The following is a 24,194-nucleotide window of genomic DNA, read 5'->3' as shown; positions in this document are numbered from 1 at the left end:
GCACGAGCTGGACGGAGCCGGACGCGGCGTACGAAAAAGCGGTGTCGGCGTTCGTGGACGCGGGACCGGCGGGCCCGCCACAGCACTCGGTGGCAGGTTGCCGCGGGTCGCCTTGGAGTACGGGCAGTACGCGTGGGTCTTCTCGAGCAGCTCACGGCCCGGCTCACCCTGCAGGTGGTCGGGAAGCTCGACGCGCATGATCACCGAGAGGCCGAAGCCGCCGTCGCTGTCCTTGCCGATGCTGACCTCGGCGGTCACGGAGGCGTCCTTGACGTCGATCTTCTCCTGGCGGCCGATCGCGCCCATCGCGCTGGCGAAGCAGGCGGCGTACCCGGCGGCGAAGAGCTGCTCGGGGTTGGTGCCCTGGCCGTTGCCACCGAGAGCCGCGGGGAAGGCGAGCGGCAGGTCGATCTGACCGTCGGAGCTGACGGCGCGGCCTTCGCGGCCGTTGGCGGTGGCGACAGCGGTGTAGAGCGCGTCCATGGGTGCATCCCTCTTCGTCATGTCGGGGTCGGGAACCGATGACCAGAATCAAATCACACGATTTAGTTGTGCACAACTTAATCGTCCACGGCTTGGTAGGGTGGGCGCATGGAGAAGAAGCTGCGGGACGTTCCGGACGAGGACTTCCTCCTCCTCGAGCACCAGATCTGCTTCTCGCTGCACGCGGCGGCGCGAGCCTTCAACGGCGTGTACCGCACGGCCCTCAAGGACCTCGGGCTCACCTACCCCCAATACCTGGTGATGCTGGTGCTGTGGGAGCACGGCGAGCTGCCGGTCAAACAGATCGGCGACCATCTGCGACTGGACTCCGGCACGCTGTCACCCCTGCTGAAGCGGCTCGAGTCCACGGGCTACGTGGAACGCCGGCGCAGTACTCACGACGAACGCTCGGTCACCGCACGGCCCACGGCGGCGGGTACGACCCTGCGCGAGAAGGCGCTGGCCACCCCGCGCAGGATCGCCGAGGCGACGGGCCTCCCCCTGGACCGCCTGCTCGCGCTGCGCGAGGAACTGGACGCACTGACGGCCCGCCTGGACGCAGCCACCACATGAAGTCCCGGGGGCGCCGCCCCGGCGGCCCGTGCGGGCGACGGGCGAAGCCCGAGTCCGGGTCCGGGCGCCCGGTTCGGGAAGGGGCGGGACGGGGGGGCAGCCCGCGCGGCGGCCCCGCGAGAACCGCTGCGCGGAGCGCGCATCCCAGCAGGAGAATCACCCCATGATCACCACACCCGTCACCATGGGTCTCCTCCGCGGCGCCCTGGATCTGGAGCGCACCGAGCACGGGCTGCTGCCGCACCGGCTGCCCGGCCGGTCCCGGGCGCAGTCCGCGCCGACGGGCAGCCGGCCATGGCGGAGGCCCAGCCCTCCGGCGTACGGCTAATGTTCCGCACGCGGGCGACCACCGTCGAACGGACACGCTCCGCACCAAGAACGCCTACGCGGGCGCCCCGCCCCGCCCCGACGGCGTGTACGGAGCCCCGCCACCGGCCCGAGCTGCCGCTGCCCGATCAGCTCCACCCGGACGCCGCCACGCACCGCCGCATGGGGGAACGCTTCGCCGCGCTCGCGTTCGGCTCCGGCGGCCCCTTCGCCGCCGAGCAGAGCTGAGACGCCCGCTCGTGGTTGAGGACCTAGAACCGCAGCTCAGCCGCCACCCGGTCGTGCGACTTCAGCTCGTCGTCCGGCACGAACACCACCTCCGCGCCCCTGTCCAGCGCCCTTTCCACCAGCTCGTCGACGATGTCCTCCCGTACCGCGGGATCGGTCACCTCCGAGTCGTCGGCCGGTCGCAGGTGCCCGCCGTCGACGCGGACGGTCCGTTGGTAGTGCTCCTCGACGACGACGAGCCCGGCCCGGCCCTCCCCCACCGACTGCCAGACCTCGTCGAGACCGGCCGCGAAGGCATGGCGGCCGATGGCAGCGTCGAGGCGTTCCTCGACGCGGGAGGCCTCCGCACGGCGGTACTCGTCCAGCGCGGGCCGCAGTTCCTTGAGCAGTTCCGGTGCCGGACCGTCGGTGAGCCCGCCCTTGACCAACCGCGCCGCCGGCGACAGGGGGCGCGCGGCCGTCGACGCCTCCTCCAGGAGGGCGAGGGCGGGCGCGAGGCCGACCAGGAACAGCGGCCTCGGCTCGGCCGCGAGCACGGCGGCGATCGCGTTGTCGACGTCCCGCATGAACTGGCGGGTCGTTTCGTCGGTGAACGTGCTCGCCGTGTCGCCCTGGCGCTCCTCGCGCTGCGGGTTGGGCGGCTCCTGGGGCAGCACCTTCGGGAAGCCGCCTCCGGTGTGCTGCCGTACCGACGTCTCCGAGCCGCTCCACAGCGTGGCCCGGTCCGCGGCCACCACCAGGACCCAGTACGGTCTGGCCTGCGCCTTGGCGGAGACGAGGTTGCGGGTGAGATAGCTGTCGCTGAGGACGACCCTTTCGGGCACGCTGCGTGGCAGGGTCCACAGCTGGTGGTCGTCGGCGCCGGCGAAGATCGCCAGGCCGTCGAGGAACCGTCGCAGGTCGATGTCGTCGGCGGCCTTCTCCAGCTGTGCCTTGATGCCGAGACGCGCCTGGCGGCTGATGGAGTCGTCGGCGTCGAGCCTGCGCCCGGCCTCGGCCATCAGGTTCCGCAGCCGTACGGCGTCCTGCCCGATCTCCGGCTCGCGCCGGTGGGTGGGCATCGTGAGGGAGACGGCCGGATAGGCCTTCGGCTCCCTCAGCTTCCGCAGCAGTTCAGGTGTCAGGGCGTCGGTGTCCATGTCTTCCTCTCGGCAAGATCCAAAGAGAGGCCCTAGGCCCCCGTGCTCGACCAGACAACCTTCCCTCCGCGCCCCACGGCGCGCATCCGGACGGCGCATGCCCGCACCGCGGCAAGGCCGCGGTGCGGGCATGGTCGGCGTGCGGGCCGGTGGCGGGGCTACTTCACGGAGCCCGCCATCACGCCCTGCACGAAGTGCCGCTGGAAGGCGAAGAAGACCACCAGCGGCACCACCAGCGACAGGAAGGCGCCCGGCGCGAGGACGCCGATGTTGCTGCCGAACTGGCGCATCTGGGACTGGAGCGCCACCGTCAGCGGCTGGGACTCGCTGTCCGCGAAGAGCAGCGCGACGAGCATGTCGTTCCAGACCCAGAGGAACTGGAAGATCGCCAGGCTCGCGATGGCCGGCCGCCCGAGCGGCAGGACGAGCCGGGAGAAGATCCGCCACTCCGAGCCGCCGTCCATCCGCGCGGCCTCCAGCATCTCCCTCGGGATCTCGGCGAAGTAGTTGCGCAGCAGGAAGATCGCGAACGGCAGCCCGTAGGCGACATGGAAGAGGATGACGCCCGCGACGGTGCCGAACAACCCGACCGCGCCGAACAGCTTCGCGACCGGCAGCAGCCCGATCTGGACCGGCACCACCAGCAGGCCGACGACGACCAGGAAGATCGCGTCACGGCCGGGGAACTCCAGCCATGCGAAGGCGTAGCCGGCGAGCGCCGCGACGCCGACGACGAGGAGCGTCGCGGGCACCGAGATCAGGACCGTGTTCCAGAAGGCCCCGGCGATGCCGGAGTCCTCGAAGAGCGCGGTGTAGTTGTCCAGGGACAGCTGTGACGGGTCGGTCAGCGCCGTCCACCAGCCGTCGGACGCGTTGTCCCGCTCGGAGCGCAGGGAGGACAGGAAGAGACCGGCCAGCGGGGTGATCCAGATCAGCGCGACCACGATCAGCAGTGCCTGGACCACCGAGCTGTTCAGCCACGTGAGGACTCTGCCCTTGCGCGGCGGACGGGACGGGGCAGGGGTACGGGCCGGTGTCGCCGGCGCCGCCGGCCGGCGTTCGACGGTGGTCTGGCCGCTCATGCTCCGCTCCTTCTGAAGCGCCGGACGTTGAAGATCATGGCCGGTACGACCAGCAGGAGCAGCAGGACGCTGAGGGCACTGCCCAGGCCCTGGTCGTTGCCGCCGCCGAAGGACACCAGCCACATCCGGGTGGCCAGTACGTTGGCCTCTTCCTGGACCGGTCCGGGCGCGATGATGTAGACGAGGTCAAAGACCTTCATCACGTTGATGACCAGCGTCACGAAGACGACGGTCAGCACGGGGGCGAGCAGCGGCACCGTGATCCTGCGGAAGATCTGGCCCTCGCTCGCGCCGTCCATCCTCGCCGCCTCCAGCGCGTCGCGCGGGATCGCGGCGAGCCCGGCGCCGATGAGGACCATCGCGAAACCGGTCCACACCCACAGGTAGGCGCCGATGATGGCCGGGGTGACCAGGGCGGGGCCGAGCCAGTTCACGCCTTCGTAGGGCGCGGCGAAGTTCGCCGCGGGCAGACGGACGGTGTACTCGCCGTCGGCCAGACCCCGGAAGCGGTACGAACCGTCGGCGGCGGTCGTCGCGGTGGCGGCGACCTTGCCGTCGCGTACGGCCTCGACGGTCATGCCGGGCAGGCCCTTCTCCGCCGGGTCGACCTTGCCCTGGGTGCCTCCGCCGCCCGGGGCGAAGTCGAGGTAGGCGACGCCGCCGATGCCGTCGGGGCCGGGTGCGGCGTCGGCCTTGGCGGGCTCGGCGCCGGCGGGCATCGCGTCGGGCGCCACGCCGACGAAGCCGAGGTTCACCGAGCCGCCACCGGGGCGCACGGTGTCCTGTGTGGCGTACGGCCCGCCGGCCTTTCCGGTCAGACCCTGGTTCTCGCGGGCGCGGGCCGTCGGGTAGGCGGCCGGGTCCTCGAAGGCGTCGTGGACGCCGACGACGACCGCGTTGAGGACGCCGCGGTCCGGGTTCTGCTCGTAGGCGAGCCGGAAGATGATGCCCGCGGCGAGGAAGGACACGGCCATGGGCAGGAAGAGCACCAGTTTGAACGCGGTGGCCCAGCGCACCTTCTCGGTGAGGACCGCCAGCATCAGCCCGAGACCGGTCAGCAGAACCGGTGCCACGACGACCCAGATGGTGCTGTTGCGGATGGCCTTGAGGGTGGCGGGGTCCTGGAAGATCTCCATGTAGTTGGCGGCGCCGACGAACTGTTCGCCGCTCGCGTCGAACAGGCTGCGCCCGACGGAGAAGAGGACGGGGTAGACGACGAGGGCGCCGAGCAGCAGCACGGCCGGCAGGACGAAGAGGACCGCGAGGCGGCGCTTTCTGCGCTGGGCGCGGCGCCGCGGGTCGAGCGCGGCGCCGGCCTTGGGGGCACGGGCCCCGCGGGCCCGTGCCTTGAGGGTCTCGGCCATGGTGATCGGCCTCAGTTCCCGTACGCCTTGGCGGCCGCGGCCTCGAGCTTCGCCGCGGTGGCCTTGGGGTCGGACGGGTCGCGCAGGAAGTCCTGCAGCAGCTTCCACTCACCGGCGCCCTTGGTGCCGCCGAAGGCGGCGGGCGCCTGGTCCGACATGTCGAAGCGGACCGAGTTGCCGGCCGCGACGAGGGATTCCGCCGTGGAGCGGGTGGTGTCGTCGCCGTACGCGTCGAGGTTCACGTCCTTGTTGGGCGACAGGAAGCCGCCGGCGCCTGCCCAGATCTCGGCCGCCTCCGGGGTGGCGAGGAACTCGAGGAGCTTCATGCCGGCCTTGGCGTTCTTGCCGTCCTTGAGGACCACGGCCGCGTCTCCGCCGCTGACCACCGGGGCCTTGCCGCCGCCGACGGCGGGGAACGGGAAGAAGTCGGCGTCCTCGCCGAGCTTGCGGCCGAACTCGTCCTTGGCTATGCCGCCGACGAAGTCCCCTTCGTAGACCATGCCCGCCTTGGGCTCGGGGCCGAAGACCTGCTCGACGGAGGCCGGGAAGTCGGTGCGCAGCGCGGCCTTCGCCCCGCCGGCCACAAGCTGGTCGTCCTTGAACAGCTCGCCCAGTGTGGACAGTGCCTCAACGACGCTCTCGTCGGTCCACTTGAGCTCGTGCTTCGCGAGCTGGTCGTACTTCTCGGGCCCGGCCTGGGAGAGGTAGATGTTCTCGAACCAGTCGGTGAGGGTCCAGCCGTCCTCTCCGGCGACGGAGAAGGCGGGGCGGCCGGAGTCGGCGAGGGTGCGGCCCGTCTTCAGGAGGTCCTCGTACGTCTTGGGTGCGCCGACGCCGGCCTGGGTGAACGCCTCGGGGCTGTACCAGACGGTCGACTTGTGGGCGGCCTTGAAGTAGAGCCCGTAGTACGTGTTGTCGACGGTGCCGTAGTTCTTCCACACCGGGGCGAGGCCCGCCGTGGCCGTCTTCGCGGTCTTGTCGGACAGCGGCTCGAGCCAGCCCTCCTTCGCGAACTGCTGGAGCACGCCGACCTGGGGGACCATCACGACGTCCGGTGCGTTGCCGCCCTCGATCTTGCTGCCGACGAAGGTGGAGACGTTGTCGCCGGAGGGGACGAAGACGGTCTTGGCTCCGGTCTTCTCGGTGAAGGCGTCCAGCACCTTCTTGAAGTTCTTCTGCTCGCTGCCGGTCCACACGCCGGCCACGGTCACGGGCTGGCCGCTGAGTTCGCCGCCGCTCGCGGGTCCGGTGGTGCCGCCGCAGGCGGTGGCACCGAGGGCGAGGCCGAGCGCGACCGAGGTCGCGGCCGTCGTGCGCAGGGTGGTGATTCTGGCGATTCGTCGCATGGTGAGGGTCCTTCCGGGAGGGGCGGGTGTGGTCCGGCCGACGGGTCGGGGTCGGGCAGGCGCTAGGGTCTTTCGTTTGGATCAGGCAGCCCGGCATGACCAAACGAGAGGCGCTACGGGAGGGTGGAGTCGCCGGTCCACCAGGCGGCGGTCGCTCCGGGGAGCACACCGTCGGGGCAGGGACCGCTGGCGAGCAGGGGCGTTCCGGTCACGGGGGCGGGCACCGGCTCCGTTCCGAAGTTGACCGCGCAGATCAGGCCGTCGCCGCGGGACATGGCGAGGACCTGCGGGGGCGCGTCCAGCCAGCGCAGCGTGCCCTCGCCCAACTGCGGCAGGCTTCGCCGCAGTTGCAGTCCGTCCCGGTACAGGTGCCAGAAGGAGCGGGTGTCGGCCAGGGCCCGGTCGGTGGCATGGTCCGCGAACCACTCGGGCTGCGGGAGCCACGGCCGGGCCCCGGCCTCGCCCTGGCTGAAGCCGAACGGGGAAGCGTGGCCGGACCAGGGCAGTGGGACCCGGCAGCCGTCGCGGATCCGCTTGCGGCTGCCGGTGCGGTGGAAGATCGGGTCGGTGAGCACCTCGTCGGGCAGGTCGAGCACCTCGGGGAGGCCGAGCTCCTCGCCCTGGTAGACGTAGGCGGCGCCGGGCAGGGCGAGCATGAGCAGGGCCGCGGCGCGGGCGCGGGCGGCGCCGAGTCCGCTGGCTTCCACGCCGGGCTCGCCCGCGTAGCGGGTGACCGTGCGGACCTGGTCGTGGTTGTTGAGCACCCAGGTGACGGTGGACCCGGTGCCGGCGATGTCGCGTATCGCCTCGTCGATCGTCGACCGGAAGGCGTCCGCGTCCCAGGGGGCGCTGAGCAGGTCGAAGAAGAAGGCCTGGTGCAGTTCGTCCGGGCGGACGTACAGGGCGTGTTCGCGGGCGGTGGGCACGGAGACCTCGCCGACCAGGAGCCGGTCGTGCCCGTCCTCGGCGGCGTACTCGTCGCACACCGAGCGCCAGCGGCGCCACACGTCGTGGACCTCGGGCTGGTTCCAGGCGAGCGGGTTGACGGAGTCGCGGGAGCGTTCGTCGGCGGCCGGGTCGTCGGAGTCGGGCAGCTCGGGGTGCTTGAAGAGGCCCGCGGCGACGTCGATACGGAAGCCGTCGACGCCCCGGTCCAGCCAGAAGCGCAGGACCTGCTCGAATTCGTCGCCGACAGCCGGATCACGCCAGTTGAGGTCGGGCTGCTCGGGGGTGAAGAGGTGGAGGTACCACTCACCGGGCGTCCCGTCGGGCTCGGTGACCCGGCTCCACGCGGGGCCGCCGAACATGGCGCGCCAGTTGTTGGGCGGCTCGGCACCGTCCGGGCCGCGGCCGGGCGCGAAGTGGAAGCGGGAGCGGGCCGGTCCACCGGGGCCGGCGGCGAGTGCCTCACGGAACCACGGGTGCTCGCTGGAGCAGTGGTTGGGGACGATGTCGAGCAGCAGCTTGAGCCCGAGACGGCGGGCGTCGGCCATGAGCCGGTCGAATTCGGCGAGGTCGCCGTAGACGGGGTCGACGCCCTGGTAGTCGGCGACGTCGTAGCCGTGGTCATGCTGCGGCGACGGGTAGAACGGGCTGAGCCAGATGCCGTCGACCCCGAGCTTCCGCAGGTAGGGAAGCCCGGCGCGGACGCCGGCCAGGTCGCCGATGCCGTCCCCGGTGCTGTCGAGGAAGCTGCGGACGTAGACCTGGTAGATCACCGCGTCACGCCACCAGGGGTCAGGGGTGGTGGCGGTGCGGGAGGGGTGGCCGGTGCCGGCCGGAAGCGTGCTGAGCATCTCGCGTCGACCTGTTTCTGCTGGATGCGAGGGCGCCCCGGATCGGGTGCGCTGTTATGCATGCATGTTAAGTAGCAGTGACTGGAAGGTGTCAACGATGCGTCCGGAAACAGCGGAAAGCTGGGGTGATTTGCCCAGGAATGAAGGGGTGCCAACAGGAGAGCCCCTACCTAACATGTAAGTAAGGGCTCCATGGGAGATGCTCGACGCGGCGTCGGAGGTCAGCCTCTGCGGGCGATGGCCTCGAGCTCGCGCGTGAGACGCGCCACCGCCTCTGCGGGCGTCTGGCGCAGCGCCATCACGTCCTGCACCACCGCTTGCACGGCCAGGCTCACCTGGTCGTACCGCGGGCTCTTGGGGCGCGGCACCGCCGACAGCACGCTCTGGCGCAGCGTCGGCAGATACGGATGGGCCTTGATCAGCTCCGGATCCTCGTACAGCGCGGCCCGCACCGGCGGCAGCGAGCCCTCGGTGAGCACCTGCCGCTGGACCCGTTCGCTGGTGAGGTAGGCGATCAGGTCGGCGGCGGAGGCGGGATGCCGGGAATGGCTGCTGACGGCGAGGTTCGATCCGCCCAGCACGCTCGTGCCCGGCCCGTCGGGACCCGGCAGCGGCACCGCGCCGAACTTGCCCGCCACCTTCGAGCCCTTGGCTCCGGCGTCCGCGTACACATAGGGCCAGTTGCGGAGGAAGAGCAGCCGGCCGTCCTGGAACGCCTGCCGGGACTCCTCCTCCTTGTAGCCGAGCGCCGCGCGGGGGATCCAGCCGTCCCGCACCCCGTCGGCGAGGAACGTCAGACCGGCGCGGGCGGCCTCCGAGTCGACGGTGACCCGGTCGCCGTCGTCCCGGAGGATCGAGCCGCCCGCGGAGTGGACCGCCTCCGTGGCGTTGACGGTGAGCCCTTCGTACGGCAGGAACTGTCCCGCATAACCGTCCAGGCCGTATCGGGGGCCGAGCGTGCGCGCCTGCCGGGCCAGCTCGGCCCAGGTGCGCGGCGGCTTCTCACCCTCGCGGTCGAGGATGTCCTTGCGGTAGTAGAGCAGTCCGGCGTTCGTGACGTACGGGACCGCGTACAGCCGTCCGTCGAAAGTGGCGGTGTCGACGACCGGCCGCAGGAAGGCGTCGAGCGGGAAGCGGTCACGTTCCAGCGGGGAGATCCAGCCCGCCGCCGCGAACTCGGACGTCCAGGCGACGTCGATGTTCAGCACGTCGAAACGGTCGCTGCCGGAACGCAGTTCGCTGATCATCTGGGCCCGGGTCTCGTCCGCCGAGTCGGGAAGCTCGACCAGGGTGACCCGCTCGTCGGGGTGCGCGCTGTTCCAGTCGTCGAGCAGCGGCGAGAGATAGTCGGTCAGATCGCCCGCCGTGACCAGCGTCATGGGGCCACGCCCCGCATCCGCTCCCGGGCCGTGGGTGGCGAAACCGGCATAACCCGCCAGCAGCACCGCCACGACCAGGAGTCCCCTACCCGCGGCACGCATCCACCGCATAGGTTCCTCCCAGTGCACGATCCGGCTGCGCTGCCGACCAGTGCGGCCTATATATACCCGTTAGGCATGGGCGATACTAGACGTCCAGGCAGACGAGGCGAGTGCCGCGCGACACACGCCGTATGCCCGGCCAACAGGAAACTACCGCGGCGGGAGAGAGGGGGAGCGCGTGCGGCTGCCGCTCATGGCACTCCTCACCCGTGGCCCCGCGCACGGTTACGAGCTGAAGCACGACCTTGAGAAGCTCCTGGGCGCCGCGTACCCTCAGCCGAACGTCGGCCAGATCTACGTCACTCTCGGCCGGCTCGAGAAGAGCGGTCTGATCGACGGCGAGGACGTCGAGCAGTCGGGCAGGCCCAACAAGCGCACGTACCGGCTGACCGATGCCGGGCGTGAGGCGGTGCAGGCCTGGTTCGAGGAGACCACGGACGAGCCGCGGGTACGGGACGAGTTCTTCATGAAGCTCGCCCTCGCACCGGAATCGGGACTCGCCGACCCCATCGCCCTGATCAACAAACAGCGGCGGCAGTACCTCAACACCATGCGGGACCTGTCGAAGCTGGCCGCCGCGGAGGACCGGGACAACAGGGTCTCCCAGCTGCTGATCGAGGGCGCCATGCTGCATCTGCAGGCCGACCTGGACTGGCTGGAACGCTGTCAGGAGGAGCTGGAATGAGCGACGCCGCAGCGTCTGACGGCGAGCGCGCCGCCGCGCCCATCGTGCGGGCCGAGCAACTGACCAAGACCCACCACGGCGAGGGCGCGCCGGTGCACGCCGTGCGGGGCGTGGACCTGACCGTGCGCCCCGGCGAGTTCGTCGCGGTCACCGGGCCGTCCGGCGCCGGGAAGTCCACGCTGCTGCATCTGATCGGCGGACTCCAGCGGCCCGACAGCGGAGAGCTGTGGCTCGACGGGCAGCGCGTCGACGGATACCGCGAGGCCCGCTGGGCTGTGCTGCGGCGGCGCAGCATCGGCGTCGTCTTCCAGTTCTTCAACCTGGTCTCCAACCTCACCGTCGCCGACAACGTCGAACTGCCCGCCCTGCTCGCCGGGGCCTCCCCCAGGGCCGCCCGCGAATCCCGTGCCGAACTCCTCGCGGAGCTGGGCCTCGAAGGCCGCGAGAAGTCCATGCCCGGCGAACTCTCCGGAGGCGAGCAGCAGCGGGTCGCCCTCGCCAGGGCCCTCGTCAACCACCCCGCGCTGCTCCTCGCCGACGAACCGGCCGGCAGCCTCGACAGCAAGGGCACGCGGGAGGTGCTGCGACTGCTCTCCCGCTTCCACCAGCGCGGGCAGACGATCCTGATGGTCACCCACGACGCCCGGATGGCCAGCGCCGCCGACCGTGTCATCAGCTTCTTCGACGGGCGCATCGCGGACGACGCGGAGCTCGGCGGCGGACGGCGGGGCCCCGGCGGCGGAGTGTCCGGCGTACTCGAACTGAAGGACTGACCGTGCGGGCCACCCTGCGCTGGGCACACGCCGATTTCCGCGCACACCGCGGCGAAGCCCTGTTCGTCGTGCTGGCCAGCGCCGGCATCATCGCCTCCCTGCTGCTGGCCGGCGCGCTCTTCAGCTATGCCGCCAACCCCTGGCAGCGGATCTTCAACCAGTCCCAGGGCGCGCACATCTGGCTGCAGACCAAGGCGGGGGCGGACCCCGCGGCGCTGTCCCGGCTCGACGGCGTCGCCGCGCTCTCCGGCCCGTACCGGACCGCAGGCACCACCGTCGAGTCGCGGGGCGCGCGGGCGGGTGTGGCCCTGCGGGCGGCGGACGTACGGCCGCCGGACGTCGGCCGGCCGCTCGTCACCTCCGGGAGCTGGCTCGCCCCGGCGGACGGCGGCGACACGGCCCACACCGTCGTCCTCGAGAGCTCGGTCGCACGGGCACTGTGGGCGGAGCCCGGCGACACCGTACGGGTCAAGGGGCCCGACGGCGCCGCGCACCCCCTGCGGGTCACCGGCGTCGCGGAGGCGGCCGAGCCCCGCTACCAGCCCGGCGGCGGGCCCGGCATCGGCTGGGTGCGGTCGGACACCTTCGACACGATCGCCCCCGGCGGCACCGGGCAGAGCGTCGGGCTGCGGCTGGACGATCCCGGCGACACCGACTTCATGGTCCAGCGGGCCGTGACCGTCCTGGGCGCCGACCGCGTCGCCCAGGTCACCAAGTGGCAGCAGGCACGGGCCGAGGCCGGCGGCGACGACCGGCTGCTCGGCCAGCTGTTCGCCGTCTTCGGTCTCGGCGCGCTGCTGGCGGCCGCGCTCGCCGCGTCCGGGGCGATCAGCGCCCGGGTACGCGGTCAGCTGCGGGACATCGCCGTGCTCAAGGCCGTCGGGTTCACACCGGGTCAGGTGGTGCGCGGCTTCCTCGTGCAGCATCTGGCCTTCGCCCTGCTCGGAGTCGCGCTCGGCACGGCGGCGATCGCCGCCCTCGGTGCGCGGATACCGGGCCGGATCGGGGACGCGGCAGCGCTGTGGCAGGACCTGCCCGGTTACGCGGCCCTGATGATCGGCGTGCCGTGCGGTGCGGTGCTGCTGATCGCCGGAGCCACCGGGCTCGCCGCCTGGCGGGCCGGCCGCGTACCTCCGGTGCCCGTGGCCCGGGCCGCACAGCCCTCGGCCGCGCCGATGACCGCGCTCGGCCGCCGGGCGCTCGGGATGCGGGTGCCTCCGGCCCTGGTACTGGGGTGGCGTTCCGCCTTCCCGCGCAGGGGCCGGACGGTCGTCGCGGTGGCGCGGCCGGCGCTCCCGCTGGTACTGATCACCGTCGCCCTCGTGGCCTGGTCGACCCTCGACCAGTTCCGCGGCCGGCCCGAGCAGATGGGACTTCCGGCGGCACTGACCGTACGGGCGCAGCAGCCCGGCGGGCCGGCGGAGAGCGAGCTGCGGCGCACGCTCGCGCAGGCCCCCGACGTCACCGCGGTCCATCCGGGTGCCGAGATGGCGGCGCTCGTCCCCGGACAGACCGGCACGATCACCCTGCGCGGGCTCGGCACCGCCCGCGACCCCTTCCCCTCGGCGGTCGTCGAGGGCCGCGCGGTCCGCGGCCCGGACGAGGCCGTCGCCGGGCAGGGGCTGCTCGACCTTCTCGGTGTACGAGTCGGCGACTGGGTACGGATGACGGTCGAGGGCCGGCCCCAGATCCTGCACATCGTGGGCCGCAGCATCGAGCCCGAGTCCGGCGGCCGGATCATCACCACGACCATCGACGCCCTGCGGGAACGCGATCCGGGGCTGCGTCCCGACTTCCATGCGCTGGTGCTGGCGGACGGCTCGGACCCGCGGGCGGTGAGCACCGCACTCGCCGGGGCGGCGGGCGGAGCGCTGGAGATCCGGGAGACACCGAATCCGGCGGACCGGCTGGAGCCCGCACGGGGAGTGATCGCGGCTCTCATCGCCGTCCTCGCCCTCATCGGGCTGACCGAGTTGCTGACGCTGATCAGCACCGGGGTACGCGACCGGGGCCGGGACCTGCTCGCCCTGAAGGCGATCGGGCTGACGCCCCGGCAGATCGGCGCGATCATCGTGACCGGGGCCGGACTGACGGCGCTGGTCTCGGCCGTCGTGGGAACCGTTCTCGGGGCGGTCTCGGGCAGTTGGCTGGTGGACGTCCAGGGCGGCACCAGCGGCATGGGGGCGGGCATCGCGCATCTGCCGCCGTGGCCGGTGCTGGTTGTCGTGATCGTCGGTGCGGTACTGGGAGCGGTGGCTGCGGCCTCGCTGCCGGCGACGCGGGCGGCGCGGCGGCGGCCGGCGGACTCGCTGAGCGACACGCTGTGAGCACGATCCGGGGGTGGGCGCACCGCGCCCACCCCCGGATCGGTGGGGGGTCAGCGATCAGTTGTCGTCGAACCCTCCCTGCCCGCCGCCGTCATCCTGGCCTGCCTGACCGCCCTGGTCCTGACCTGCCTGGCCGTCCTGGTCCTGGCCCGCTTGGCCGCCCTGGTCCTGGCCTGCCTGACCACCCTGATCCTGACCTGCCTGGCCGCCCTGATCCTGGCCCGCTTGGCCGCCCTGGTCCTGATCTGCCTGACCGCCCTGATCCTGACCGCCCTGGCCTTGGTCGCCCGCGCCGATCTGCGCACCGACCGCGGCCAGCGCCGTCGTCACCGGCTGGAAGAACGTCTCGCCGCCCGACGTGCAGTCTCCGCTGCCTCCCGACGTCAGTCCGATCGCGCTGCCGTCACGGGTGAACAGGGCACCACCGCTGTCGCCCGGCTCGGCGCAGACGTTCGTCTGGATGAGGCCGGTGACCGTGCCCTCCGGGTAGTTCACGGTGGCGTCCAACCCGGTGACCTGGCCGTCGTCCAGTCCGGTGGTGCTGCCCATCCGGATGACTTCCTGCCCGACAGCGGCGTCGTCCGCGCGCACGATGTCCAGCGTCTGGCCGTTGCCGAGGTCGACGCTGCTCGAGGCCTGCGTCGCCGGGTCGTCGTACGTGACGAGGGCGAAGTCGCCGTCGCCGGGGAACGTCGCGGCCTGGACCGTACCGATCGGGGCACCGTTCGGATCTTCGGACCACTGGTCGGCCGCCACCCCGCAGTGTCCGGCGGTGAGGAAGCCGGGCTGTCCGCCGTCGGTGGTCACGTTGAAGCCGAGCGAACAGCGTGACCCGCCGCCGAAGATGGCGTCGCCGCCCTCGAGGAACGGCTTGAACTCGCCCGCGGACTTCTGGATTCGGGCCATGCCGGAGCCGAGCGACCGGACGGTGGACTCCAGTCGGTTCCAGCTGTCGCCGGCGACCGTGCGGTCCGCCGTGACGAGAATCTGGTTCGTCCGCGGATCGACGGCCCACGCCGTGCCGGGGATGGTGGCCTTGTCGGCCAGCGTGCTCGTCGCGGACTTCAGTTCGCCCATGCTGTTCTCGACGGGCCGCGCCACGGCGCCGGCCTCGTTGACCTGGACGACCACGTCGTTGCTGTCGCCGACCACGTTGACGACGACCTGCTGCTTCTGTGCGTCGTAGTACGCACCCGCGTATGCGTCACCCAACTCGGGTCCCAACTGCGACACGAGGTCCTGCGCCGCCGCGGCGCTCATCGTTCTGGGAGCCGCTTTTGGCTCGGAACCGGAGCCGGACTGCGATGCGTTGGCGTGGGGCAGCAGCACCGCGGCCGCGGCGATGCCCACCGCCCCGGCTCCTGCAAGCACGGCCTTTCGCTTGGGTATTCGCCTGTGACTCAACTCGCCGCCTCCTGCGGGGATACGGAATCCGGTTGTCGGCGACAGACCGGGGGACGCGTCCGACCGTTGATACGGATGGGGCGGGAGTTGTACTCATCGCGACTGCGAAATCGTGAACTGACTGACCGTCAAGAGGCGTCGTCGGCAAGGAGTCAGGAGGGCAGACGGCTTCCGCATCGACTGCAGAATCGCGCCGCGGCGTCCTCGGCGGGATGGTCGCAGTCAGGGCAGACGCGACCGAGCATGCAGGCGGGCTCGCCGCCGGTGGCGGGTTCACGGACCGCCGCCGCGTTGCCGATGGTCAGGCCCGGCCGGCGGCGGTGTGCCGTGACGTGGACCAGGCCGTCGGGCCCGGCGGACAGCGAGCGCGCCATGCCGTGCGGCAGCCAGGCCACGCTGCCCGGCTCCAGTTCCTGCCGCGCTCCCCCGATCTCCAGCTCGCCGCTGCCTGCGAGCACGCACAGCAGCACGTCCAGGTCCGGCTCGACATGGCTCGTGCCGAGGGTGCCGGGCAGAAGCCGGATGAGGTTGGCGTCCAACTGCCGCGCGACAGGGGTCAGGCGCCAGATGGCGCCGCCCTGAGCGTCGGGCGCCGCGAGCAGGTCCCGCATACCGGCGAGCACACCGGCCGTCGGGGGCACTGTCATGGCGTTCCTCCAGAGCATGCGGACCACAGAGCCGAGGGCATGATTGCACAGTGCAATCCATGCGCCGGAATTGTCACATGAACCCCGGCCCACGGAGCGACCCTGACCTGGCCCCAGAGGGCTCCGGGTCCCGGCGGACCGGTGCCGCTGTCATGCGGGCGGCGCCCCGGACACCGCGCGGCCGTGATCCTGACCGGCCGCCGCCCCTACACCGAGGCGGCCACCTTGTCGTGGGCGACGAGCCACTGGCGTACGGCCATGACCACCGCGGACGCCGCCAGGATCACTACTCCGCCCACCCGCAGGATCACGTCGTACACGGCCTCGGGCGGACGCTCGGGTGTCATCGCCGTGATCGTCGCCGCCGCACCGGCGAGGGCGATGGCTCCCAGAGTGACGAGGAAGGTCAGCAGGACACCGGAGGCCTCACCCGCCCTGGCAGGCGCCACGACCTGCTGGGTGGCGACACTGGAGAACGTCCAGCCGAGTCCGAGGCCGAGACCGCACCAGGCGAAGACGGGCACATAGAGCCACCATGCGTTCACCAGGCTCAGGGCCGTCATCCCCGTGCCCGCGATCACGCCGGCCAGCACCATCACCACCGTGGGCCGCATCCACGTCGCGAGGCGGGCTCCCAGCGGTCCGGTGAGCGCCACCACCAAGGCCGGGGCGAGAAAGACGACACCGGCCATCAGGGGCGAGAGCCCACGCACACCCTGCAGATAGAGCGTGGCCACGAAGACCGTGACGCCGTAGCCCATGTTGGCGACCGATCCCATACCGGTGACCAGGACGAACGGGATGTTGCGGAAGAGTTTGAGGTCGATGAGCGGATGGCGGGCCCGCTGCTCGCGCAGCACGAACAGTCCACCCGTCACCACGGCGATCCCCAGCAGCGTCAGGGTGCGGGCGTGGTCCCAGCCCCATGCGCTGCCGCGCTCCACGGCCAGGGTGACCGCGGCCAGGCAGCACACGATGGTGAAGCAGCCGATCAGATCGAGCCGGCGCGGTACGGAGACGTCCCGCGAGTCCGATACGTGGATCACGGCGATGACCAGGGACAGCGCGCTGAGCGGCGCCAACAGCCAGAAGATCCAGCGCCACCCCGGCCCCTGAGTGAATCCGCCACCGACGAACGGCCCCAGCGCGGTCCCGATGTTCGCGACACCGAAAGCGGCTCCCAGGGCCCGGGCACGGGTCTCTTTCGGGAAGACGTTGCTGATGACAGCCACGGACACGGGGAAGACGAAACCGGCCCCGACGCCCTGCACGATCCGCGTGGCCACCAGCCACACCAGCCCCGGCGCCAACGCGCACCCCACGGAACCCGCCGCGAACAGCGTGATGCCGATCAGCAGCACACGTCTGCGGCCGAAGACGTCGCCCAGCCGGCCACCCACGATGAAGAAGCAGCCGACGGCGAGCATGTAGGCGGAGAGGGTCCACTGGGCGGCCGACGGTGTCACCCCGAGTTCTTCCGAGATGCCGGGGATGGCCAGGTTGAGTGCGAAGAAGTCGACCTGGATGCAGAAGAGCGCGACGGCGACGGCAACCAAGGCCCAGGTACGGCCGGCGGCCGCGTTCAAGGTGGCGGCATCGGCCCGGGCCCGCTCCGACTCGTCGTGCATGGGCACGTGTCTCCCCTCGACGAGGACCTGGCCGTGCCCCGGCCGTGGTGCACCCCCGCCCCCATTGTCGGCGCGCCTCCCGGGCGGCGCAGCCCGGCTCCGATCGCGGGCGCAGCCCCCGGTGGGCACCATGGCAGAAGCGGTCCCCGCCCGGGGGCCGCGCGACATGTCCGGTCACGTCCGCGGTGCCCACGGCACACCGCGGCGACCGCCGACCGCGGGAGGCGGACCACGGTGCACATCCTGGTGCCGGTCGTCTTCGCCCTGCTGGCCGCACTGAGCAACGCGTTGGCCACCGTCCTGCAGCGCAAGGCGGCTCTCGGCGTACCGCGCTCCGACGGCCTGCGGGCCTCGCTGATGCTCGACCTGCTGCGGCAGCCCGTGTGGCTGGCCGGCATCCTGTCCGTCGTCGCCGCCGGTGTCTGCCAAGCGGTGGCGCTGGCGACCGGGCCGCTGACGATCGTCCAGCCGCTCTTTGTGCTCGAACTGCCGCTCGCCCTGGTCATCGCGTCCCTGGTGCTGCACCGGCACATGCCGCGCATGGGCTGGGTCGCCGTGTCCGCGGTGGTCGTGGGCCTGGGCATCGCCCTCGCCGCCGCCTCGCCCTCGGGCAACCGCACCCACGTACCGCTGGACCGCTGGATCATCGCGCTCGTCGTCTGCGCCGCCGTGGTCGTCGCGCTCACCGGCGCGGCGCTGCGGCGCCCGGAGGGCCGTGCGCGCGCGGCCCTCCTCGGCACGGCCACCGCCATCAGCTACGCGGTCACCGCGGCACTGATGAAGGCCGCGATGCACATCCTGGACGACGGCGGCATCACGGCCTTCCTCACGGCGTGGCAGACCTACGCCTTCGCGGCATTCGGCGCGTGCGCGCTGTTCCTGCTGGAGAACGCGATGCAGGCCGGTCCGCTGGTCGCCTCCCAGCCCGCACTCACCCTCGGCGACGCGGCGGTGAGCATGGCCCTCGGCCTCCTGCTCTACGAGGAGCACGTCCGCACCGGCTGGTGGCTGGTCCCGCAGGCGGTCGGCGTGGCTCTGGTGGCGGCGGGTGTGGTCGCCCTGGCGCGGATGCCGCTGGCCCAGTCGCTGGTCGGCGAGGAGCGGGAAACGGCCGCGCCCTGACAAGCGGTCAGCGCCGTCCGCCGGAAGCGCTGCCGGGCCGGACGGGCTCTACGGGGTGGAGGGGTTCTCCGGACCAGCAGGGCTCTTCGGACCGGACGGGCTCTCCGGACCGGACGGGCTCTCCGGACCGGACGGGCTCTGCGAGCCGGACAGGCGGGACTTTCTCAGTGCCTGACGGACCGACCAGACCACGGCCACCAGCGGCACGGCGGCGACCGCCCCCACCACGCCCGCCGCAACGGCTCCGCCGACGACCGACAGCGCGACCACCACGGGGTGCAGCCGGACTGCCCAGCTCATCACGATCGGGTGGAGCAGATGCCCCTCGATCTGCCCGATGACCACGATCAGGGCGACGACCACGGCCGCGATCACCGGCCCCTTGGCCGCGAGCGCCACCACCGCGGCCACCGCGAGAGCGATGGGCGAGCCGACGAGGGGGATGAACGCGGCGAAGAACTCCAGCAGGGCCAGTGGCAGCGCGAGCGGCACGCTGAGGGCGTACAGGGCGATCCCGACCAGGACGGCGTTGGTGGCTGCCACCAGCAGGATGCCGTGCGTGTAACCGGTGAACGTCCGCCAGGCGGCCCGGCCCGCGACCGTCGCACGCTCCCTGGTGCCGAGCGGCAGCTGGCTGCAGAACCACCCCCACTGCCGGTCACCGGAGTGGATGAAGAAGACCGAGCAGAACAGTGCGAGGGCGAACACGGTCAGCACTTCGACCAGCCGTCCCGCGCCGCTCAGCGCCTCACTGACCACGGCGGACCGGTGGTCGGACAGCAGCCGGCCGATACGGGACTGGACGTCGGTGAGAGCTTCCGGGTCGACACGGAACGGGGGCTGCTCCAGCCAGTTCTCGATTCTCTCGATGCCGGAACCGAACTCCCGCACGAGTGTGGTGCGCTCCCCCGCGACCGCCTCGCCGACCAGGGCGAACACTCCGAGAACAAGCGCGATGCTGCCGAACAGTGCGACGGCGACGGCGAGCGGACGGGGCAGAACCCGGGCCACCAGATCGGCCGCCGGCCGCAGCACGGCGGTGAGCACCAGGCCGAGGAAGACGGCCACGGCGATCTCGTGGAAGCGCCCGAGGACGGCGAAAACGCTGTAGACGGCGACTGCCACCACGATGACCCGCCACGCGTACGCGGCGGCGGTCCTCAGGGCATCGGGCACGCGCGCCGCGCCTGCGGTGACTTGCGGTGGGCGCTCTGACGATTCCGACGACCTGGGGGGCATGCCCATCCGCGTACCACCGCGCGCGCCGCACGGCACGCGCGCGGCGCGTCATTCGCCCGAAGGTACCCCGGGCCGGTCGGCCGACCGGCCGGTCAGCCGGAGCACGCGGTCCGCTCGGCCTCCCGCCACTCGCAGACCGGGCACAGCGTCGCTCCCTTGACCGATTCCGGGTACTCCGTCGGTCGGCGGCACAGCACGCACTCGGCGAAGGGGCCGTCCGTGGCGGCCTCTGCCTGCTCGGCGTCCACCCGCTCCGGGGCCCCGCCGTACGGCTCCTGCTCGTCCATACATACGACTCTAACTCTCGGCTCTGCCGCCGTCCGCGCCCCGCAGGGAGGCCGTCACGGCGGCGACCGCGAACGCCGCCGCGGCCATCAGCACCGCGCCGAATAGGGGCAGCAGAGGCATCCGCACCGTCCCGGTCTGCGAGCCGGTGACCAGGGCGGTGACCGCGTATCTGGCGGGAGATCCGCTGGTCACCAGCGCCAGCAGGGCCACCAGAGCGGTCGCCGCCAGCGACCAGCCGCGGGCGTGCAGCAGCGGCCGGCTGCACAGCGCACCGACCGCTGCCCCGGCCAGCACGCAGACCGCACCGGCGACGAGCCCTGCGGCCGCAGCGGGCAGCCGCGCGACCGCCACCTGGTGGTCGGCGCTCGACGGGTCGCTGATCAGCGCGACGACGGCCAGCGCCGACGCGCCCGGCACGGCGGCGCAGACGACGGCTGCCAGCAGCGAAGCCAGGTGGGCGCGGCGCGGACCGGCTGCCGCGGCGGTGATGCTGCGCGCGGCCGACGGCTCCTGGGTGACACAGACCCGGACGAGCCATGCGGTGACCGGCACCAGCGGGGCGGCCGCGTAGCCGAGGGAGTCCAGGATCGGCCCGCCGCCCTGGACGCCGATGGCGAGTACGGCGCCGTAGAGGAGGAAGGGCGGCAGCCAGCGCTGGGAGCGCAGGAGCAGCGCGGTGTGGTAACCGAAGAGTGCGTTCATGTCGTACGGGCCCTCGCGTCAGGCGCCTTCGGTGCAGGCCTGCCGGCGTCAGGAATCCCGGGATCCGGTGCCGCCGGGCCGGACGCCGCGGGGGCGGCCGGCCCTGCCTGCGCCGTCCGCCTCCGCGGGGCGTCCTCGTCGCCGACCTGACTGATGTGCCACGGCGGCCGGGCCGTGAGCAGTGCGGCCAGCAGCAGATCGGAGTACATGGGCGCGACGGTCAGGACCGTGCCGCCGTTGCCGGCCGGCACGTGCTCGGGGGCACCGGGCAGCCCTTCGGGCACCGGCGCACCGGGCGGACCCACAGCCACGATCCGTACGCGCGGGCCGCGCTCCCGCGCACCGGAAGGCACCGCGTCAAAGGGGTGGACCAACCGGCCCTCCCCCACACGGAACTCCGCGTCGACCGCCCCCGCGAGTCGGCGCGGGTCGTGATCGACGTAGACGACGGCGGCGCCTGCCGCGACCCGTTCCGCGACGGCGAGGTCGAGCTGCTCGCGCGCCACCGCGTCGAGGCCTGTCCACGCCTCGTCGAGCACCAGCAGTTCCGGTCGGGCGAGCAGTGCCTGCGCCACGGCCACCTTCTGGCTGGTGCCCTTGGACAGTTCGCCGAGCACCGTAGCGGCGTGGCCCGAGGCACCGAAGCGTTCGAGCCATTCGGCAGCGCCGGCGGCCGCCTCCCGCCGGCCGAGACCGTGGATGCGCCCGAGGCGCGTCAGATAGCCGGCCGCGGTGAACGGCAGCGCGGCGGGGAAGCGTTCGGGAACGTACGCGGTACGCGGCCGGCCGCTGACGGTGCCCTCGGTCGGGGTGTCGATGCCGGCGAGCAGCCTCAGCAGCGTCGACTTGCCACTGCCGTTCGTGCCGTGCACCCGCACGAGGGTCCCCGGGCGCAGTTCGAGGTCGACCCCGCGCAGCACCCATGGCCCGCCGAGGCCGTAGCGACGGCCCACTTGTGTCAGTTTCAGTTCTGCGACGCTTTCTGCGGGGTGAGTTCGCTGGGCCGTACGATCACGAAGCCCTCGCCCTCCAGCTTGAGCTGCACCGCTTCGCCCGAGCCGCCGCGGATCATCGAGCCGACGGACTGGGATCGGTGCAGCGAGGTGTGGAGTTGGGCGCTCCAGCCGACGACCGCGTCCGTGTCGACGAAGACCGGCTGCTGGTGCGAGACCGGGATGACGATCGGGTTTCCCTCGCAGATCACACCGAGCTTGCCGTAGCCGGTGAAGACGCTGTTGAACAGCCCGCCGCCGGTCATGCCCGCGCCCTTGACCGTCTTGATCTCGTACGACAGTGTCGCGTCGAAGCAGAGCACGTTGCGCCCGTTTATCGTCAGCGCGTCGCCCTGCTCCATGTCGACGATGAAGCAGTTGGCGGCCTCGTGCGCGAACCACGCCTCGCCCTGGCCACGCACCGCCATCAGCGCGAGACCCTCGCCCGTGACGGCGCGCTTGAGCATGCCGCCGATCCCCTGGCTCTTGCGCTCGAACTGCAGATTGCCGCGGAAGGCGATCATCGAGCCCTGCCTGGCGTGCATCTCGCCGTTCACCGCGTACTTGATCGACTTGGCGTTCTGCAGGATCATTCCGGGCACCGTGGCCTGCTGTGCCATGTTCTCCGTGGAGAAAAGATCACTCTTCATGGGAGGCATCGTGGCCCGGAGGCAGCCGTTCCGCCAACAGCCCACTGTCCGACGGCTGGCAGACTTGCGGTGTGAGCAGCGAAGACACCCGTGAAATCCGTCCCGACAGCCCCTTCAGGCACGCGACATCGTCCCGCGATGCCGCACCGCAGTTCGTCCTGCCTCTGGTGGTGCGCATCGAGAAGGCCGCGCCGCCGTCCCGTACGGACGCACTCGAGACCGCCGCTCGCGCGGTGCTCGAGATCCTCGCCGACGAGCGCTCCACCGGCGAGGGCGAGTGGGCGCGGGCGATGCGGGACTGGCAGGACGCCCGTATCCGCAAGGTGGTGCGGCGGGCGCGCGGCGCGGAGTGGCGCAAGGCCTGCACGCTGCCGGGCATCACGGTGACGGGCACAGGGGCGGACGGGGAGAGGGACGAGGCGCAGGCCGAAGTGGCCGCGGAGGTAAGGGTGTTTCCGCCCGTACCGCTCGACGGCTGGCCCAAGGAGCTGGCGAAGCTCCAGGTGTCCGGCACCGAACTCGACGACCCGGAGCCGCCCGCAGCCCCTGACCCGGTACGTCCCGTCCTGTGGTTCAGTCCGGAACTGGAGATGTCCGCGGGCAAGGCCATGGCCCAGGCCGGACACGGCGCCCAGCTCGCCTGGTTCGACCTGTCGGAGGCGGACCGCAAGGCGTGGCGGGAAACCGGCTTCGCGTTGTCCGTCCGGACCGCGGCCCCGGCAGACTGGCGCGCACTCACGGCGAGCGGACTGCCGGTCGTACGCGACGCGGGGTTCACGGAAATCGCTCCGGGCTCGTGCACGGTGGTGGCCGACCACCCGTCGCTGCGTGGCCGAGCCGGGCGTTGAACATCCCGGGCCCCGGGTGCGTACTCCTCTGTACCGCCGAGTAGTTTGACCGGCTAAGTCGACCGGCGGTCGGCCGTCGACCGACCGGCCAGTCTGCCGGTCGGTCGGTCGACGTGTAACGCATCGGCTCTGGAGGCACATTGTTGCGGCGCATCAACGGAACAGCACTCATCATCGCGGCTCTGGTCGTCACGGTAGGCGCACTCGCCTTCCCCGTGTGGTCCTACGCCGACCGTTCCGGCACCGGGCAGGACAATCTCAACGCCTCGAGCGTGGCGACCCAGTGGGGACCGCTGTCGGCCACCGACCGCGACTTCCTCGTCAAGGTCCGGCTCGCCGGACTGTGGGAGCTCCCGGCCGGGCAGCAGGCGATAGAACGCGCGCCCACGGAAGCCATCAAGGCGGCCGGCGACCACCTCGTCGTCGGCCACACCGACCTGGACGAGCGGGCGCGCAACGTCGCGGCGCAGCTCGGCGTCGAGCTGCCCAACCAGCCGACCGAGCAGCAGCAGGGCTGGCTGCGGGAGCTCTCCGCGGCGCAGGGGGAAGAGTACGAGCGCAAGTTCGCCCAGCTCCTGAGGACGGCACACGGCAAGGTTTTCGCCCTGGTGGCGGAGGTCAGGCACACCACCCGCAACACCCTGATCCGTCAGCTCGCGACCGACGCCAACCAGACGGTGCTCGACCACATCACCATGCTCGAGCAGACCGGCCGGGTCGACTTCGACGCGATCGCCAACGGCGCCGCGGCCGGGGCGACGGCCAGCCCGAGCGGGCCGCCGCCGCCGGACGGCAACCTTCCGCCGTCGCCGCCGGCGGTCACGCCGACCGGGGACCAGTCCTTCACGTCGCGGCCCACACCGCAGCCGGGCGCGCCGACCGCCGTCAACACCAACCGCCCGGCCCCGCAGGACCCGGTCCCGGCGGGCTGACGGCGAGACGGCGGCGCCGGCCCCTACAGCTGCGGGGGGCATGAGGTTCCTGCAGGCGCATCCACGCCTCGGTGATGACGCCCAGGGTGCCTTCGCTGCCGAGGAAGAGCCGGTCGGGCGAGGGGCCCGCCCCGGAGC

21 protein-coding genes and 2 pseudogenes are annotated in these 24,194 nt (G+C 72.0%); 8 read left to right on the top strand and 15 right to left on the bottom strand.

Features of this window, described 5'->3' with window-relative positions:
- Positions 1-93 precede the first annotated feature (93 nt).
- Positions 94-483, bottom strand: a pseudogene (locus tag ABZ070_RS21325) (organic hydroperoxide resistance protein); the annotation flags it as partial.
- Positions 484-591: 108 nt separating this feature from the next.
- Here ABZ070_RS21325 and ABZ070_RS21320 point away from each other — a divergent pair.
- Positions 592-1,056 carry a MarR family transcriptional regulator gene (locus ABZ070_RS21320; RefSeq protein ID WP_356636110.1) on the top strand — a complete coding sequence of 155 codons (465 nt, stop codon included), beginning with the start codon at positions 592-594 and terminating at the stop codon, positions 1,054-1,056.
- Between the two features lie 163 nt (positions 1,057-1,219).
- Positions 1,220-1,475 (top strand): annotated as a pseudogene (locus tag ABZ070_RS21315) (lipase); the annotation flags it as partial.
- Between the two features lie 159 nt (positions 1,476-1,634).
- Here the strand turns inward: ABZ070_RS21315 and ABZ070_RS21310 are convergent.
- From ABZ070_RS21310 to ABZ070_RS21285, 6 genes are all read right to left on the bottom strand, one after another.
- Positions 1,635-2,750 (bottom strand): chemotaxis protein, encoded by a 1,116-nt coding sequence (locus ABZ070_RS21310; protein WP_356636108.1) that lies wholly within the window; start codon positions 2,748-2,750, stop codon positions 1,635-1,637.
- Positions 2,751-2,908: 158 nt separating this feature from the next.
- Positions 2,909-3,832 carry a carbohydrate ABC transporter permease gene (locus ABZ070_RS21305; protein ID WP_356636106.1) on the bottom strand — a complete coding sequence of 308 codons (924 nt, stop codon included), beginning with the start codon at positions 3,830-3,832 and terminating at the stop codon, positions 2,909-2,911.
- The gene (locus ABZ070_RS21300; protein ID WP_356636104.1) at positions 3,829-5,196 is read right to left on the bottom strand and encodes an ABC transporter permease subunit; all 1,368 of its coding nucleotides are present in this window, start codon (positions 5,194-5,196) and stop codon (positions 3,829-3,831) included. The genes ABZ070_RS21305 and ABZ070_RS21300 overlap by 4 nt, the downstream gene beginning before the upstream one ends.
- Positions 5,197-5,207: 11 nt before the next feature.
- Entirely contained in the window at positions 5,208-6,542 is a 1,335-nt protein-coding gene (locus ABZ070_RS21295; protein WP_356636102.1) for an ABC transporter substrate-binding protein, read from the bottom strand.
- 113 nt (positions 6,543-6,655) lie between these two features.
- On the bottom strand, positions 6,656-8,338 hold the full coding sequence (locus ABZ070_RS21290; RefSeq protein WP_356636100.1) for a glycoside hydrolase family 13 protein: 1,683 nt from the start codon (positions 8,336-8,338) through the stop codon (positions 6,656-6,658).
- Between the two features lie 221 nt (positions 8,339-8,559).
- Positions 8,560-9,828 carry an ABC transporter substrate-binding protein gene (locus ABZ070_RS21285; protein ID WP_356636098.1) on the bottom strand — a complete coding sequence of 423 codons (1,269 nt, stop codon included), beginning with the start codon at positions 9,826-9,828 and terminating at the stop codon, positions 8,560-8,562.
- A 169-nt stretch (positions 9,829-9,997) separates the two neighbouring features.
- Here ABZ070_RS21285 and ABZ070_RS21280 point away from each other — a divergent pair, with 169 nt between their 5' ends.
- The 3 genes from ABZ070_RS21280 to ABZ070_RS21270 are packed head-to-tail and all read left to right on the top strand — an operon-like array spanning position 9,998 to position 13,604.
- On the top strand, positions 9,998-10,504 hold the full coding sequence (locus ABZ070_RS21280; protein WP_356636096.1) for a PadR family transcriptional regulator: 507 nt from the start codon (positions 9,998-10,000) through the stop codon (positions 10,502-10,504).
- Positions 10,501-11,277 (top strand): ABC transporter ATP-binding protein, encoded by a 777-nt coding sequence (locus ABZ070_RS21275; RefSeq protein ID WP_356636094.1) that lies wholly within the window; start codon positions 10,501-10,503, stop codon positions 11,275-11,277. Before ABZ070_RS21280 ends, ABZ070_RS21275 begins: the two co-directional genes overlap by 4 nt.
- A 2-nt stretch (positions 11,278-11,279) precedes the next feature.
- Complete coding sequence (locus tag ABZ070_RS21270; protein WP_356636092.1) at positions 11,280-13,604, top strand: FtsX-like permease family protein; 2,325 nt, start codon at positions 11,280-11,282, stop codon at positions 13,602-13,604.
- Between the two features lie 57 nt (positions 13,605-13,661).
- Here the strand turns inward: ABZ070_RS21270 and ABZ070_RS21265 are convergent, their stop codons facing one another.
- The 3 genes from ABZ070_RS21265 to ABZ070_RS21255 form a co-directional block, all read right to left on the bottom strand.
- Positions 13,662-15,008, bottom strand: a complete 1,347-nt coding sequence (locus tag ABZ070_RS21265; RefSeq protein WP_356636090.1) for a S1 family peptidase — start codon at positions 15,006-15,008, stop codon at positions 13,662-13,664.
- 152 nt (positions 15,009-15,160) lie between these two features.
- Positions 15,161-15,655 (bottom strand): hypothetical protein, encoded by a 495-nt coding sequence (locus ABZ070_RS21260; protein WP_356636088.1) that lies wholly within the window; start codon positions 15,653-15,655, stop codon positions 15,161-15,163.
- 206 nt (positions 15,656-15,861) lie between these two features.
- Entirely contained in the window at positions 15,862-17,283 is a 1,422-nt protein-coding gene (locus ABZ070_RS21255; protein ID WP_356636086.1) for an MFS transporter, read from the bottom strand.
- Between the two features lie 234 nt (positions 17,284-17,517).
- Here ABZ070_RS21255 and ABZ070_RS21250 point away from each other — a divergent pair, with 234 nt between their 5' ends.
- Positions 17,518-18,405, top strand: a complete 888-nt coding sequence (locus tag ABZ070_RS21250; protein WP_356636084.1) for a DMT family transporter — start codon at positions 17,518-17,520, stop codon at positions 18,403-18,405.
- Between the two features lie 48 nt (positions 18,406-18,453).
- On the opposite strand, the gene ABZ070_RS21245 is transcribed toward ABZ070_RS21250, so the two are convergent.
- The 5 genes from ABZ070_RS21245 to ABZ070_RS21225 form a co-directional block, all read right to left on the bottom strand.
- Positions 18,454-19,581, bottom strand: a complete 1,128-nt coding sequence (locus ABZ070_RS21245) for an AI-2E family transporter (protein WP_356636082.1) — start codon at positions 19,579-19,581, stop codon at positions 18,454-18,456.
- 155 nt (positions 19,582-19,736) lie between these two features.
- Complete coding sequence (locus ABZ070_RS21240; RefSeq protein WP_356636080.1) at positions 19,737-19,931, bottom strand: hypothetical protein; 195 nt, start codon at positions 19,929-19,931, stop codon at positions 19,737-19,739.
- Between the two features lie 10 nt (positions 19,932-19,941).
- Complete coding sequence (locus ABZ070_RS21235; RefSeq protein WP_356636078.1) at positions 19,942-20,634, bottom strand: ABC transporter; 693 nt, start codon at positions 20,632-20,634, stop codon at positions 19,942-19,944.
- Positions 20,631-21,587: an ATP-binding cassette domain-containing protein gene (locus tag ABZ070_RS21230; RefSeq protein WP_356636076.1), complete on the bottom strand. Its 957-nt coding sequence runs from the start codon at positions 21,585-21,587 to the stop codon at positions 20,631-20,633. The genes ABZ070_RS21235 and ABZ070_RS21230 overlap by 4 nt, the downstream gene beginning before the upstream one ends.
- 11 nt (positions 21,588-21,598) lie before the next feature.
- A complete protein-coding gene (locus ABZ070_RS21225; RefSeq protein WP_356636074.1) occupies positions 21,599-22,276 on the bottom strand; it encodes an AIM24 family protein in 678 nt (225 codons plus the stop codon).
- A 71-nt stretch (positions 22,277-22,347) separates the two neighbouring features.
- On the opposite strand from ABZ070_RS21225, the gene ABZ070_RS21220 reads away from it, so the two are divergent.
- Together ABZ070_RS21220 and ABZ070_RS21215 are read left to right on the top strand one after the other, a co-directional pair.
- Positions 22,348-23,124: an aminoacyl-tRNA hydrolase gene (locus ABZ070_RS21220; RefSeq protein WP_356636072.1), complete on the top strand. Its 777-nt coding sequence runs from the start codon at positions 22,348-22,350 to the stop codon at positions 23,122-23,124.
- Positions 23,125-23,267: 143 nt separating this feature from the next.
- Positions 23,268-24,056 carry a DUF4142 domain-containing protein gene (locus ABZ070_RS21215; protein ID WP_356636070.1) on the top strand — a complete coding sequence of 263 codons (789 nt, stop codon included), beginning with the start codon at positions 23,268-23,270 and terminating at the stop codon, positions 24,054-24,056.
- The last annotated feature ends 138 nt before the right edge of the window (positions 24,057-24,194 follow it).

The sequence above is a fragment of the Streptomyces sp. NPDC006283 genome (genome assembly GCF_040613325.1).
Lineage (GTDB): Bacteria > Actinomycetota > Actinomycetes > Streptomycetales > Streptomycetaceae > Streptomyces.
This window is presented reverse-complemented; position numbering and strand designations above follow the sequence as displayed.